Below are 13,954 nucleotides of genomic sequence, written 5' to 3'. Positions count from 1 at the left end.
GGGGCCGGTGTCGTGGTGCGCATCCCTCGCGCGAGTGACACACCCGCGTCGTAGGGTGGGAACCCCCGGCCCGTGAGACGTGTCGGGTCCTTCGCGTTGCCGCTCCACGGCACCTCACCGGATGGAAAGCCGCCTTCATGAGCCTGCACGGACTGCTCGACGCCGTCACCCGGGACCCCGCACTCGCCGAGGCGGTCACCGCGGCCGGGGACGGCAACCGCATGCACGTGGACCTTGTCGGCCCGGCCGCCGCGCGGCCCTTCGCCATCGCCGCGCTGGCCGCCCGTACCGAGCGCACCGTCCTGGCGGTCACCGCCACCGGACGGGAGGCCGAGGACCTGGCGGCCGCGCTGCGCTCCCTCCTGCCGCCGGACGAGGTGGCGGAGTACCCCTCCTGGGAGACGCTGCCCCACGAGCGGCTCTCGCCGCGCAGCGACACCGTGGGCCGCCGGATCGCCGTCCTGCGCCGGCTCGCGCACCCCAGCAAGGACGATCCGGCCGCCGGACCCGTCTCGGTGGTCGTCGCGCCGATCCGCTCCGTGCTCCAGCCGCAGGTCAAGGGGTTGGGTGACCTGGTGCCGGTCAGCCTGCGGCAGGGCGAGAGCGTGGACCTGGGCGAGGTGACGCACGCGCTGGCCGCAGCCGCGTACGCCCGCGTCGAGCTCGTCGAGAAGCGCGGGGAGTTCGCCGTGCGCGGCGGGATCCTGGACGTGTTCCCGCCCACCGAGGAGCACCCGCTGCGCGTGGAGTTCTGGGGCGACGAGGTCGAGGAGATCCGCTACTTCAAGGTCGCCGACCAGCGGTCCCTGGAGATCGCCCAGCACGGTCTGTGGGCCCCGCCCTGCCGCGAGCTGCTCCTCACCGACCAGGTGCGCGAGCGGGCCGCGGCCCTGGCCGAGCTCCACCCCGAGCTCGGCGAACTGCTGAACAAGATCGCCGAGGGGATCGCGGTCGAGGGCATGGAGTCCCTCGCGCCGGTCCTGGTCGACGACATGGAACTGCTGATCGACGTCCTGCCCTCCGGTTCGATGGCCGTGGTCTGCGACCCCGAGCGGGTGCGCACGCGCGCCTCCGACCTGGTGGCCACGAGCCAGGAGTTCCTGATGGCCTCCTGGGCGGCCACCGCCGGCGGCGGCGAGGCCCCCATCGACGTCGGCGCGGCCTCGCTGCGCGGCATCGCCGACGTACGGGAGCACGCGCGCGAGCTCGGCATGATGTGGTGGTCGGTGTCCCCGTTCGCCGCCGACGAGGACGCGGCAGTCGGCCGGGACACCCTCACGCTCGGCATGCACGCCCCCGAGGCCTACCGCGGCGACACCGCCCGCGCCCTCGCCGACACCAAGGCCTGGATCGCCGACGGCTGGCACACCGTCTACCTCACCGAGGGCCACGGCCCGGCCGCCCGCACCGTCGAGGTGCTCGGCGGCGAGGGGATCGCGGCCCGGCTCGAGGCGAACCTCGACTCCCTGGAGCCCTCCCTGGTCCACGTCGCGTGCGGCTCCCTCGACAACGGCTTCGTGGCCCCGGCCCTCAAGCTCGCGGTCCTCACCGAGACCGACCTGACCGGCCAGCGCACCGCCACCAAGGACCTCGGCCGGATGCCGACCCGGCGCCGCAAGACGATCGACCCCCTCACCCTGGAGGTCGGCGACTACATCGTCCACGAGCAGCACGGCGTCGGCCGGTACGTGGAGATGGTGCAGCGCACCGTGCAGGGCGCCACCCGCGAGTACCTCCTCGTGGAGTACGCCCCGGCCAAGCGCGGGCAGCCCGGCGACCGGCTCTACATCCCCACCGACCAGCTGGAGCAGGTCACCAAGTACGTCGGCGGCGAGGCCCCGACCCTGCACCGGCTCGGCGGCGCCGACTGGACCAAGACCAAGGCGAAGGCCAAGAAGGCCGTCAAGGAGATCGCCGGCGACCTGATCAAGCTCTACAGCGCCCGCATGGCCGCCCCCGGCCACACCTTCGGTCCCGACACTCCCTGGCAGCGCGAGCTGGAGGACGCCTTCCCGTACGCGGAGACGCCCGACCAGCTCACCACCATCGCCGAGGTCAAGGAGGACATGGAGAAGTCGGTCCCCATGGACCGCCTGATCTGCGGGGACGTCGGCTACGGAAAGACGGAGATCGCGGTCCGCGCCGCCTTCAAGGCCGTCCAGGACGGCAAGCAGGTCGCCGTCCTCGTCCCCACCACGCTGCTGGTGCAGCAGCACTTCGGGACCTTCTCCGAGCGGTACGCGCAGTTCCCGGTCAAGGTGAAGGCGCTGTCCCGCTTCCAGAGCGACAGCGAGTCCAAGGCGACGCTGGAGGGCCTGAAGGAGGGCTCCGTCGACATCGTCATCGGCACGCACCGGCTGTTCTCGCAGGAGACCAAGTTCAAGGACCTGGGCCTGGTCATCGTCGACGAGGAGCAGCGGTTCGGCGTGGAGCACAAGGAGCAGCTGAAGAAGCTGCGTGCCAACGTCGATGTCCTGACGATGTCGGCGACCCCGATCCCGCGCACCCTGGAGATGGCGGTCACCGGCATCCGCGAGATGTCCACGATCACCACCCCGCCCGAGGAGCGCCACCCGGTCCTGACCTTCGTCGGCCCCTACGAGGAGAAGCAGATCGGCGCCGCGATCCGCCGCGAGCTGCTCCGCGAGGGCCAGTGCTTCTACATTCACAACCGGGTCGAGTCCATCGACCGGGCGGCCGCCAAGCTGCGCGAGATCGTGCCCGAGGCGCGGATCGCGACGGCGCACGGCCAGATGTCCGAACAGGCCCTGGAGCAAGTCGTGGTGGACTTCTGGGAGAAGAAGTTCGACGTCCTCGTCTCCACGACGATCGTCGAGTCCGGCATCGACATCTCCAACGCCAACACCCTCATCGTCGAGCGCGGCGACAACTTCGGCCTCTCGCAGCTCCACCAGCTGCGCGGCCGCGTCGGCCGAGGCCGCGAACGCGGGTACGCGTACTTCCTCTACCCGCCGGAGAAGCCGCTGACCGAGACCGCCCACGAGCGGCTCGCGACGATCGCCCAGCACACCGAGATGGGCGCCGGCATGTACGTGGCGATGAAGGACCTGGAGATCCGCGGCGCGGGCAACCTGCTCGGCGGCGAGCAGTCCGGTCATATCGCGGGCGTCGGCTTCGACCTGTACATCCGCATGGTCGGCGAGGCCGTGGCCGACTACCGGGCGGCGATCGAGGGCGGGCCGGAGGAGGAGCCGCCGCTGGAGGTCAAGATCGAGCTGCCGGTCGACGCGCACGTCCCGCACGACTACGCGCCGGGCGAGCGGCTGCGCCTGCAGGCCTACCGCTCCATCGCCGCGGCCAACTCCGAAGAGGACGTCAAGGCGGTGCGCGAGGAGCTCACCGACCGCTACGGCAAGCTGCCGGAGCCGGTGGAGAACCTGCTGCTGGTGGCCGGGCTGCGGATGCTCGCCCGCGCCTGCGGGGTCGGCGACATCACCCTCCAGGGCCCCAACATCCGCTTCGGACCGGTGGAGTTGCGCGAATCGCAGGAGCTGCGCCTGAAGCGGCTCTACCCGGGCTCCGTGCTCAAGCCGGCCGCCTCGCAGGTGCTGATCCCGCGGCCGAAGACGGCGCGGGTGGGCGGGAAGCCGCTGGTCGGGCGGGAACTGCTGGGCTGGACCGGGGAGTTCCTCGCCACCATCCTCGGCTCGTAGCCGGCCCGTCCGGCCCGTCCCCGCATGGCGGCGGCCGCGGCGGGGGACCTTCTCGGTCTCCGGCCGCGGCCGTTCGCGTTTCCGCCGGCCCTACTTCTTCGGGTCGTCGTCGATGCCGAGCTGCTGTTCCATCTGCTGCTGGGCCTTGTCGATCTGATCGGCGTACTTGTTGCCGGTCTTCTCGTTGGCCTCGGCTTCGAGATTGTCCGAGATCTCCTTGGCCTTCGCCTTGCCCTGATCCTTGAACCTGTCGAAAATCCCCATGCGGAGGGCTCCTTCCGTGATCCCTTCTGCGACGCTACGCGCCCTTCGCGCCGTGCGCGCGCCGAGCGGTCGCGGCAGGCCGCGGAGCCCTTGGGGCGACTGGTCCGGGCCCGGCTACGAGCCTTCGCCTGCTCCGGCCTTCGAGAGGTCCAGGACGTCCGCGCCCGCCGGGGGAGCGGTGTCGACCGGGGCGTCGAAGGCCGAGTAGGCGACTTCTCCGTCCTTGCCGCCCGAGGAGAGGGCCTTGAGGAAGTAGGGGGTGCCCTGGGTGGCGATCCAGTAGGTCTCCTCGGTCCCCTCCGAGGTCTTCGCGGACACCGCCACCGTCGTCTTGCCGTCGATCAGGGAGATCCCGTCCTTGCGGACCTCCACCGCGCTCGCGCCGATGCCCGTCACCGCGTCCATCTGGTCGCAGACGGCTGCCATCTGCGAGGACTGCGGGTTGGAGCGCGGCATTTTCATCCAGCGGGCGGCGAAGGTGCCGACCAGGGCGTTTTCCTGCTTCGGCGTGGCGTGCCTCTGCCGGGCGATGTTCCGCCAGAAGTCGGCGTCCCCCTTGATGTGGAGCAGTTCGGGAGACCTGATGACGGTGACCGATCCCAGGCCCTCCGCCTGGATCGTGCCGCTGCAGTTGCCCTTCCTGTCGAAGGAGATGTCCACCTTCACCGAAGTGCTCCCGGACGCGGCCGTCTTGTCCGCCGCGTAGGGCAGGCCGCCCGTGACGTGGACCGACTGGAGGTTGTCCATGGCCGCGGCGGCTCTGTCGAGGATCTCGTTCTCCGGCAGGCTGTCCAGCTTGCCGTCCGTCGCGCCGGGCGAGGGCGATGAGCTCGGGCCGCTCGCGGTCTTCGCGTCGGGCCCGCAGCCCGTCAGGGCGAGCAGGGCTGTGGTGCCGAGCGCCATTGCGGCGATCGTTCGGCTGCGCATTTTGGTTCCCCCCCTGGGATTCATGTTCGCGGCCGAGAATAGCTCCCGGAGTGCAAACGGTCCCGGGTGCCCGGCGCCGGCCCGGCGGCTACGCCTTCTTCCAGTCCTGGCAGTCCTGGGTCTTGAAGTAGCCGTCGTCGGGGGCGATGGTCACGATGGCCTGGCCGGTGGGGTTCTCGTTCGCGATGATCGAGTCGGTGCTGCCCGAGGCGTCCTTGGTGCGCTCCCAGTAGCAGCCGGTGCCGCCCTCGGTGGAGCCGGCGGACTTGTAGGTGCCCGGGGCGATGTCCACGCCGACCTTGAGGGTTCCGGCCTTGCCCGGGGCCTCCGCCTTCGGGGTTCCGGTGGCCTTGGGGTCCACGGCCGCCCAGTCCTTGCAGTCCTGGGACTTGAAGATCTTGTCGGTGGCCTCGATGGTGACGTACGTGGAGCCGACCGCGTTCTCGTTGTCGATGATCGAGTCGGCCTCGCCCGAGGCGTCCTTGGCCCGCTCCCAGTAGCAGTTGGCGCTCTCGCCGTTGCCGGTGGAGCGGTAGGTGCCGGGCTGGACGTCGGAGCCGACCTTGAAGGTTCCGCTGCCGCGGATGGCCGTCTTCTTGGCCTGGTCCGCGGGGGCGCTGCTCGCGGCCGCCGGCTTCGAGGGGGCCGCATCGCCGGACTTGGCGGTGTCGGTGCCGTTGCACGCGGTGAGCGTCACCAGCGCGAGGACCGCGCCGCAGCCCGTCAGTGCCTTGTGCCGGGCGATCCAACTCGTGTGCGGGGTCTGGGACATGGGGTGGCTCCTGCCTTCGTCGTGGCGGCTCTGCTGTGCGGTGTGATCATCACAGCAGAGCTTGTGAACCGAGTCAACGAGTTTGTGAGAGATTGCTGAATTCACACTGTGAAGGGGGCTATCGCGTGTGCGGCGCCGGTAGGCTCGCGCGCATGCCGGAACAGACCCCCACCTCCCCGGATTCCACCGCCCCGGACATCACCGCCGCCGAGATCGCCCGCCTCGCCGGAGTCGGCCGCGCCGCCGTGAGCAACTGGCGCCGCCGGCACGCCGACTTCCCCAAGCCCGTCGGCGGCACCGAGACCAGCCCCTCCTTCGCCCTCGCCGAAGTGACGGACTGGCTCCGGGCGCAGGGCAAGCTCGCCGAGGTCCCGCTGCGCGAGCGCGTCTGGCAGCACGTGGCCGCCCACCCCGGCGGATCCGTCGCCGCGCTCGTCAAAGCGGGGGGCGCGCTGCTCCTCGTACGCGAGCGGCCCGGCCAATGGCTGGAGCTGACGGCCGACTCCGACGAGCGGATGGCCGCCCTGCTGCCGGCCGCCCTCGACCGGGTGCTCGGCCTGCGACTGGGCGCGGACGGCCCGCTCGGCGCGGGCCACTCGGACCGCCCCCTCGGCGCGGACCACGCGGGCCACCCGCTCGGCGCGGACCACCCGGACCGCCCGCTCGGCGCCGGCAACCCCCTCGGCGCCACCGGTCCGCTGCGGCCCGAGGCGATGCCCTTCCTGCGGGCCGCCGGGGAGCTGGCCGCCGAACTCGGAGCGCGCGGCGCCTTCGAGTTCCTGCTCGGCCGCCACCTCGAAGCCAACCCCCGCCAGTACACGCTCACCCCGGACGGCCTCGCCGGGCTGATGGCCGCCCTCGCAGGCCCCGCGGCCCGGACCGTCCTCGACCCGGCCTGCGGCACCGGCACCCTGCTGCGGGCCGTCCCCGGGGCCACCGCCCGCTACGCGCAGGACAGTTCGCCCGAGCTCGCCGCCCTCGCCGCGCTGCGCCTCGCCCTGCACGGCGACGCCCTGGTCAGGGCGGCCGCCGCCGACAGCCTGCGCGCCGACGCCTTCGCGCGCCCCGCCGCCGAGCCGGTGGACGCCGTGCTCTGCCATCCCCCGTTCAACGAACGCAACTGGGGGCACGAGGAACTCGCCTACGACCCGCGCTGGGAGTACGGCCTCCCGGCCCGCGCCGAATCCGAACTCGCCTGGATCCAGCACGCCCTGGCCCACCTGCGCGAGGGCGGCACCGCCGTACTGCTCATGCCGCCCGCCGTGGCCGCCCGCCGCTCCGGCCGCCGGATCCGCGCCGACCTGCTGCGCCGGGGCGCGCTGCGGGCCGTCGTCGCCCTCCCGGCGGGCGCCGCGCCGCCCTACGGGATCCCGCTCCACCTGTGGGTCCTGCGAAGGCCCTCCCCGCACGGGGCGCCACCCTCCGGGCTGCTCCTCGTGGACACCGCCGGGCTCGCCGCCGAGGGGCAGGGCCGGGTCGACTGGCCCGCCGTGCACGGGGTCGTGGAGGAGACCTGGACGGCGTACGACCGTGGCGGCGCGGCCCCGGACGTCCCCGGCGTCAGCCGCGTCGTCCCCGTGATCGACCTCCTCGACGACGACGTGGACCTGACCCCCGCCCGCCACCTGCCGCCGCCGACGGCCGGCGCAGGCGCGGCCGGGCTGGCCGCCGTACGGGAGCGGCTCGACGAGACGCTCGGCCGCGCGGCCCGGCTCAACCCGCCGCCCCCGCCCCCCGCCGCCCCCGCCCCGGGCGGGCCCGCGGCCCGGCTGCCGCTCACCACCGTCGGCGAACTCGCCCGCGCCGGAGCCCTGGTGCTGCACGCGGGCACCGGCAGCGGGTCCGGACCGGCCCCGGTGCTCACCGAGCACGACGTGGCCGCGGGGACCGGACCCTCCGGGATCCTGGCGCTCTCCCCGGACGAGCCGCTGCTCACCGCCCCCGGCGACGTGGTCGTCCCGCTCACCGGCGGCGCGGGCGCGGCCCGCGTGGTCGACGCGGCCACCGCGGGCGCGGCGCTCGGCCGGGGCCTGCAGCTGCTGCGGCCCGACCCGGCCGCGCTCGACCCCTGGTTCCTGGCCGGATTCCTGCGCGGCACCGCCAACAACCGCCGCGCCAGCAGCCATGCCTCCACCACGACGCGGCTCGACGTGCGCAGGCTTCAGCTGCCCCGGCTGCCCCTGGCCGAGCAGGAGGTCTACGGGGCCCGGTTCAGGGCGCTCGCCGAGTTCGAGGACGCGCTGCGGCTGGCGGCGAGGCTCGGGGAGCAGCTCGTACAGGGGTTGTACGACGGGCTGTCGGACGGCACGGTGCGGCCCGGATAAGGGCCAGGCGGCGACCGTGCAACGGTTGGGTGCATCGGCTCACTTCCGGCCGGAAACGCTGTATACGCTCAGACCCGGAACACATCCCCCGTACGGCCCGTCAGGAGTATCGATGCACGGCCCCGGCATCCCGCCGCAGCACGGTCAGCAGCCCGGCACCGACTCCGCGGTGGGGCTGCGCGTGCTGTTCGCGCTGCTGCCCGTCCTGAGCTGCGGGTTCCTCGCGTGGGGCACGATGCTGCGGCTCGCGCTGGTCACCCGCAAGCCCCGGGACTGGTGGCTGATGGGCGGGTCCATGGCGGCCGAGTTCGTCTGGGTGCTGCTGAGCGGGCTCGACACGACCCCCGACAACAACGGCTGGCAGGCCAACACGGGCGCCGGCGGCACGATCCTCACCGGCATCGGCGTCGCGGTGTACTTCCTCGTGTCCGACATCCGTCACCACGCGGCGGCCCGGACGGCGCAGCCCGCGCCCTGGTACCCGGCCCAGCCCGCTCCGTACGCACCGCCGCGGCAGGCTCCGCAGCAGCAGCAGCAGGCTCCGGCGTACGGGTACCCGCCCGCGCCCCGGCAGGCCCCGGCGCCCGCCCCGCAGCCGGCCCCCGAGCCCGCCCCGGCTCCGGCGCCGGCCCCGCCGCGCATCGGGCAGGTCCGCGCCGAACTGGACGAGCTCAGCGAACTGCTCCGCAAGCAGCCGCCCCGCGACGACTACAACCCCCGCGACGACCTCGGCCCGCGCCCGTGACGGACCGCCTCATCGGAGACCGCTACCAGCTCGCCACCATCCTGGGCCAGGGCGGCATGGGTCAGGTGTGGACCGCGTACGACCGCCGCCTGGACCGCCGCGTCGCGGTCAAACTGCTGCGCCCCGACAAGGTGGCCGGCCCCGGTTCCGTGGCCGACGAGCTGCGCCGCCGCTTCGTGCGCGAATGCCGGGTCACGGCGCAGGTGGACCACCCCGGGCTGGTCACCGTGCACGACGCGGGCAGCGACGGCGACGAGCTGTACCTGGTCATGGGGTACGTGGAGGGCTCCGACCTCGCCGACCACCTGGCCGAGCACGATCCGTACCCGTGGCCGTGGGCGGTCTCGGTGATCGCGCAGCTGTGCTCGGTGCTGTCGGCCGTGCACGCGGTGCCGATCGTGCACCGGGACCTCAAGCCGCGCAACGTGATGGTCCGCCCCGACGGGACCGTCCTGGTCCTGGACCTGGGCGTCGCCTCGGTGATGGACACCGACACCACCCGCCTCACCAGCACCGGTTCCCCGATCGGCAGCCCCGCGTACATGGCCCCCGAGCAGGCCATGGGCGGAGCCGTCGGCCCGCACACCGACCTCTACGCGCTCGGCGTGGTGCTCTACGAGCTCCTGTCCGGCAACGTGCCCTTCGCCGGATCCACCGCCCTCGGGGTGCTCCACCGCCACCTGTACGAACCCCCGGTCCCGGTGCGCCGACTGCGCCCCGAGGTCCCGCAACAGCTCGAAGCGGTCCTGCTGCGCCTCCTGGCGAAGGACCCGCAGGACCGGCCCGCCTCCGCGCAGGAGGTGTACGCGGCCCTCGCGCCGCTGCTGCCCCACCACGGCTCGGGCGCGCCCAGCGGCCCGCTCGACCCGACCCGCCCCTTCCTGCGCCCGCAGGCTCCCTGGCCCGACCGCGCCACCGTGATCCCGCCGCGGCCCTCCGCCCCGCCGGCCCCGGTCCGGCCCGACGTCCCGGCGGCCGTGGAGGAGGCGAAGAGCCTCCTCGACCAGGGGCGGCTCACCCAGGCCGTGGACATCCTCGGCGGCATCCTCCCGGCGGCGGCGCAGCAGCACGGCGAACACTCGACGGTGGTCCGCTCCCTGCGCAAGCAGTACGCGGCCACGCTGATGGACGACGGCCAGTACCGCCGGGCCCTGCCCGAACTGCGCCGCCTGGCGGAGGAGTTCCCGGCCGGAGACCCGCGGTCGCTGCGCTTCCGCTACGACGCGGCCCAGTGCCTGGAACAGCTGGGCGAGCCGGCGGCGGCCCTCGCGGAGTACCGCTCGCTGCTCCCGCTCTTCGAGAACCACTACGCGAACCCGGACCCGGGCCTGCCCCTGGAGGTCCGCCGCCGGATAGCCCACCTGCTGCTCTCCCTCGGCGACCGCCCGGCCGCCCACGACACCCTGGCCCGCCTCCTGTTCGACGCGGAACGCCTCCACGGCCCCGCGCATCCCTTGTCGGTGGAGGTCCGGCGCACCCTCCAGTGGCTGGGGCAGGTCCGCTGACCTGGCCGGATCACGACTGCGCATCTCCTCGGGCAGCGGGGAACATTAGTCCGATTTGAGCCTCTGGGGCCGTGTAGCGTACGCGCGTTCGTTCACTCAATCGCCCTAGAGGACAGCTCATGACCACCCCGCCCCCCTCGTTCCCCGTAGACCCTCAGCCGGTGTCGCCCGCCGCGCCCGCCGAGGCCGCCGCGCCCGCCAAGAAGGGCGGCACGGGGAAGAAGATCCTTCGGGTGGTCGCGCTGATCGTCGTCGCCGGCCTGGTGAAGTTCGGCATCTCGTACTTCTTCAACGCCCCGGTGCAGGCCAAGGTCGGTGACTGCGTGTCCGTGACCGGCAGCGACACCAACCCCAAGGTCTCGACCAAGGAGTGCGGCGACAAGGACGCCAACTTCAAGGTCGTCAAGGTCGTCGACAACACCTTCGACCTCAACGCCTGCGGCAGCACCGGCGAGGCCGCCCTGGCCCAGCAGTGGAAGTCGGAGGAGTTCGTCCTCTGCCTGAACCCGATCAAGGCGTAGTACCCCCGCGTGCGGACCGGGCCAGCCGCATCGCGGCCGGCCCGGTCCGCACTGCTGTGAGCAGGGCGAGCAGCCCCAGCAGGGCCGCGCCCGCGACCGCCAGGCCCGGCACCAGCCCCGGGGGGCGGAAGGCGCAGGTGACGGCGGTGGTGCGGCCGTCCAGCTCCACCGCGACCAGGCCCAGGTAGCCGGAGGCCGGGCGGCCGTTGCAGGTCCAGCCCGCGACGGCGGGGGCGGACAGCACCACCGTGCCCGTACTGCCCGGCGGCAGAACGGCGCTGACCGACGCGGAGCCGACCCGTAGGGACACCGGCGCCGTGGCGCGCAGCCGCGCGACCGCCGAGTCCAGCCGGGTCCGGTCCAGGCAGGACAGCTGCCAGTGGGCCGGGGCGGCACTGTCGAAGACAAGCTCCGAGGACCGGCCGTGCGAGACGCCCATCGGCTGGAGGGCGGCCCGGTTGCGCGGCGGGCGCGCGTTCAGCCGGAAGGCCGGGCCGTCCGCGAGGCGGGCGTCGGCGTTGTACTCGGGGGCCCACAGGAAGGCCTCCGTGCCCGCGCGGCAGACGCCGGGGGAGAGCGGGTCCTCGTAGACCCGGGCGCCCAGCAGCAGCTCCTGGTTGGCGAAGGGCGAGGCCCCGTAGGACGGGGGCGGGCCCGCCGGGCGGAGCGTGACCAGCGGCGGGACCTCCTCGCGGGCGATCGTGCCGTCCGGCCGCAGCCTGGCGCCGACCGCGAAGACGGCGTCCGTCACCGGGTTGTCGAGGCTCTGTACGTTGCGGCCGCGCGAGGTCCAGCCGGCCCCGAGGGCCGCCATGGTCCGGGTGAACAGGTCCGGGGTGTGGCTGCTGTAGTACGCCCCGCCCTCGCCGCCCAGCAGCATCGGGTCGTTGCCCGTCAGCGCGGGCCGTCCCGCGTCGGTGCGGTACGCGGGCCAGCCCTCGGCCCCCGCCAGGGCCACGGACCGGGCGGTGTGGGCCGCGCCCCAGGACGGGTAGTCGTCCAGGCCCGACAGTTTGCCCTTCTCGCCGTACGCGGTGGTCGCGGCGGCCTGGGCGAGGAGGATCAGGACCAGCGCGCCCGCCGCCGGCCCGGCCAGGCGGGGCCTGCGCAGCGCCCACCAGGCGGCCGCCGCCAGGGCCAGCCCGCCGCCGAACAGGGCGAGCCCCCAGGCCGTGGCCAGCTCGCTGCCGCTCGCCGCGAGGGCCACGGCGGCCAGTACGGCCGCGCCGGCCGCCAGGGCCCGCGGCCCCGGCACTCCCGCCGAGAGCCCCGCCCAGGCGGCGAGCACCACGATCCCGGCCAGGACGAAGGTCTGCCGGTACGCGCTGCCGTTCGGCGTCGCGAACAGGTGCCAGGCCAGGTGCGTCGGCTTCCACTGCATGGACAGCAGCACCACGAGCACCAGCCCCACCCACCACAGCCGGGTCCGCCCCGCCACGGCCCGGTGGAACGGCAGGGCCGCCACCAGCAGCAGGGTCCCCGTGCCGATGAACAGGGCGGGGCTGGAGAAGGAGTAGGTGGCGGGCAGCAGCCGGGCCAGCAGGTCCTCGGTCGCCACCGGCTGGAACGGCCTGAACCACCCGGGGTAGGCCTGCTTCGAGCTGAGGAAGAGGGGGAGGAGGACCGGCGCGGCCAGGGCGACGCCCAGCACGGTGGTCAGGGCGGCCCGCGCGAGGACCCGTAGACGGGCTCCGAAACCCTCCCGGGCGAGCACCACCCGCACCAGCAGCACCAGGACCGCGCCCAGCGTCGCCATGTAGGCGGTGTAGAAGTTCGCCGTCCAGCAGATCGCGACCACGAGCACCGCCGCCGCGGGGCGGCGCGAGCGCAGCGCCCATTCACCCGTCAGACACAGGAGCGGGAAGGCGATCAGCCCGTCCAGCCACATCGGGTTGTACGAGCCCTCGATCACCGACCAGCCGCACAGCGCGTACGAGGCCCCGAGCAGCCCCGCCGCCCACCACGGGCCGCGCCGCTGGGTGCGCAGCAGCCAGGCCATCGCGGCCCCCGCGGTCATCGTCTTGAGCACGACGACCACGTACACCGCGAGGTCTATGTCCTGGCGGGGGAAGAGGGCCACCAGTGGCGCGAAGGGGCTGGCCAGGTAGGTCCCGAAGTCGGGCAGGAAGCTGGTCCCGTATCCGGACTGCCAGTTCAGCAGGAGTCCGCCCGCGGCGCGCCCGTGCAGCAGGTCCCACAGATGGGCGTGGAAGGGCACGAACTGGTTGCCGAGGTCGTTGATGCTGCGGTGGCGCGGCCCGTACGGGAAGACGCGCGCGACGGCGTCCCCGGCGCACACGGCGACCGCCGTGATCAGCGCGGCGAGCGCCGAGCCCAGCAGGCTCGCGCGGCGCGGGGAACGGTGCGATGAGCGGTGCGGTGAGCGGTGCGGTGTCGACATGGTGGGCCGACCTTGACAGCGCCGGAGGGCCGAAGGATGACCGCAGGGTGAACGCGAACCCCAACACCCCCGGAATCGTTGGTCGAACCGGTGGCTCTGACCACCGGGACTGCATAACATCGATCACCGCACGGCCCTTGTGCACCGACGCACAATCTCCCGGCCCTGGAGGCTCCTTTGCACCGTCGCACAGCGCTCTCCGTCTCCGCCGCCCTGCTCCTGGCGGCCCCACTGCTGTCCGCGTGCTCGGGCCAAGCCCGTCCCGGCACCGCGGCCGTGATCGGCGGCGAACGGATCACCACCTCCGCGGTCCAGGCCCAGGTGAACGACGTCCGCGCCGCGCAGAACCGCTCCGAACACCCCTCCGAGCTCATCGCGGCCGTCCCGCAGCTGGACCGGGTCAAGCTCAGCGGGATGCTCCAGAGCCGGATCCTCGACCGGATGGCCGAGGACGCGGGGATCAGCGTCACCCCCAAGGAGCTGGAGGAGGAGCGCCAGACCTTCGAGAACGACAAGGGCGCCGAGGCCTTCGAAGCGACGCTGCTCCAGAAGTTCGCCATCGCCCCGGACCAGATCGACCGCTGGGCCACCGACCAGGTGCTCTTCACCAAGCTCAACGCCAAGTACGGGCAGGGCAACCTCGCCGAGCCCGCCTCGAAGGCCGCGGGCAAACTGGGCATCGAGGTCAACCCGCGCTACGGGGTCTGGGACCCGCAGAAGGTCTCGATCGGCGACTCCGTGACCCCCTGGATCACCCAGGTCACCCGCCCCGAGCAGCAGCCCCCGGCCGGAGCCTAGGCCCTCCCCGCGGGGAGGTAGGT

General features: G+C 73.4%; 10 protein-coding genes. 6 read left to right on the top strand and 4 right to left on the bottom strand.

Going from position 1 to position 13,954, the window contains the following annotated elements:
• The first annotated feature begins 137 nt into the window (after window positions 1–137).
• Complete coding sequence (gene mfd / locus OHU74_RS14100; protein ID WP_371616216.1) at window positions 138–3,674, top strand: transcription-repair coupling factor; 3,537 nt, start codon at window positions 138–140, stop codon at window positions 3,672–3,674.
• A 90-nt stretch (window positions 3,675–3,764) separates the two neighbouring features.
• On the opposite strand, the gene OHU74_RS14095 is transcribed toward mfd, so the two are convergent.
• The 3 genes from OHU74_RS14095 to OHU74_RS14085 form a co-directional block, all read right to left on the bottom strand.
• The gene (locus OHU74_RS14095; RefSeq protein ID WP_371616215.1) at window positions 3,765–3,938 is read right to left on the bottom strand and encodes an Rv0909 family putative TA system antitoxin; all 174 of its coding nucleotides are present in this window, start codon (window positions 3,936–3,938) and stop codon (window positions 3,765–3,767) included.
• Window positions 3,939–4,052: 114 nt separating this feature from the next.
• A complete protein-coding gene (locus tag OHU74_RS14090; RefSeq protein WP_371616214.1) occupies window positions 4,053–4,865 on the bottom strand; it encodes a hypothetical protein in 813 nt (270 codons plus the stop codon).
• Between the two features lie 88 nt (window positions 4,866–4,953).
• Window positions 4,954–5,637 (bottom strand): hypothetical protein, encoded by a 684-nt coding sequence (locus tag OHU74_RS14085; RefSeq protein WP_371616213.1) that lies wholly within the window; start codon window positions 5,635–5,637, stop codon window positions 4,954–4,956.
• Window positions 5,638–5,789: 152 nt separating this feature from the next.
• Here OHU74_RS14085 and OHU74_RS14080 point away from each other — a divergent pair, with 152 nt between their 5' ends.
• From OHU74_RS14080 to OHU74_RS14065, 4 genes are all read left to right on the top strand, one after another.
• Window positions 5,790–7,961 (top strand): N-6 DNA methylase, encoded by a 2,172-nt coding sequence (locus tag OHU74_RS14080; protein WP_371616212.1) that lies wholly within the window; start codon window positions 5,790–5,792, stop codon window positions 7,959–7,961.
• 112 nt (window positions 7,962–8,073) lie between these two features.
• Window positions 8,074–8,706 carry a hypothetical protein gene (locus OHU74_RS14075; protein ID WP_371616211.1) on the top strand — a complete coding sequence of 211 codons (633 nt, stop codon included), beginning with the start codon at window positions 8,074–8,076 and terminating at the stop codon, window positions 8,704–8,706.
• Window positions 8,703–10,211 carry a protein kinase gene (locus tag OHU74_RS14070; protein WP_371616210.1) on the top strand — a complete coding sequence of 503 codons (1,509 nt, stop codon included), beginning with the start codon at window positions 8,703–8,705 and terminating at the stop codon, window positions 10,209–10,211. Before OHU74_RS14075 ends, OHU74_RS14070 begins: the two co-directional genes overlap by 4 nt.
• A 119-nt stretch (window positions 10,212–10,330) precedes the next feature.
• Window positions 10,331–10,732 carry a hypothetical protein gene (locus OHU74_RS14065; RefSeq protein WP_371616209.1) on the top strand — a complete coding sequence of 134 codons (402 nt, stop codon included), beginning with the start codon at window positions 10,331–10,333 and terminating at the stop codon, window positions 10,730–10,732.
• Here the strand turns inward: OHU74_RS14065 and OHU74_RS14060 are convergent.
• Window positions 10,722–13,133, bottom strand: a complete 2,412-nt coding sequence (locus OHU74_RS14060; protein WP_371616208.1) for a YfhO family protein — start codon at window positions 13,131–13,133, stop codon at window positions 10,722–10,724. The genes OHU74_RS14065 and OHU74_RS14060 overlap by 11 nt on opposite strands.
• A gap of 177 nt (window positions 13,134–13,310) precedes the next feature.
• Here OHU74_RS14060 and OHU74_RS14055 point away from each other — a divergent pair, with 177 nt between their 5' ends.
• Window positions 13,311–13,931 carry a SurA N-terminal domain-containing protein gene (locus OHU74_RS14055; protein WP_371616207.1) on the top strand — a complete coding sequence of 207 codons (621 nt, stop codon included), beginning with the start codon at window positions 13,311–13,313 and terminating at the stop codon, window positions 13,929–13,931.
• Window positions 13,932–13,954 lie beyond the last annotated feature (23 nt).

The sequence above is a fragment of the Streptomyces sp. NBC_00454 genome (genome assembly GCF_041434015.1).
In the GTDB taxonomy this organism is placed as follows: domain Bacteria; phylum Actinomycetota; class Actinomycetes; order Streptomycetales; family Streptomycetaceae; genus Streptomyces.
Note: the sequence above shows the minus strand (reverse complement) of the source record. Positions and strands in the feature narration are given on the sequence as shown.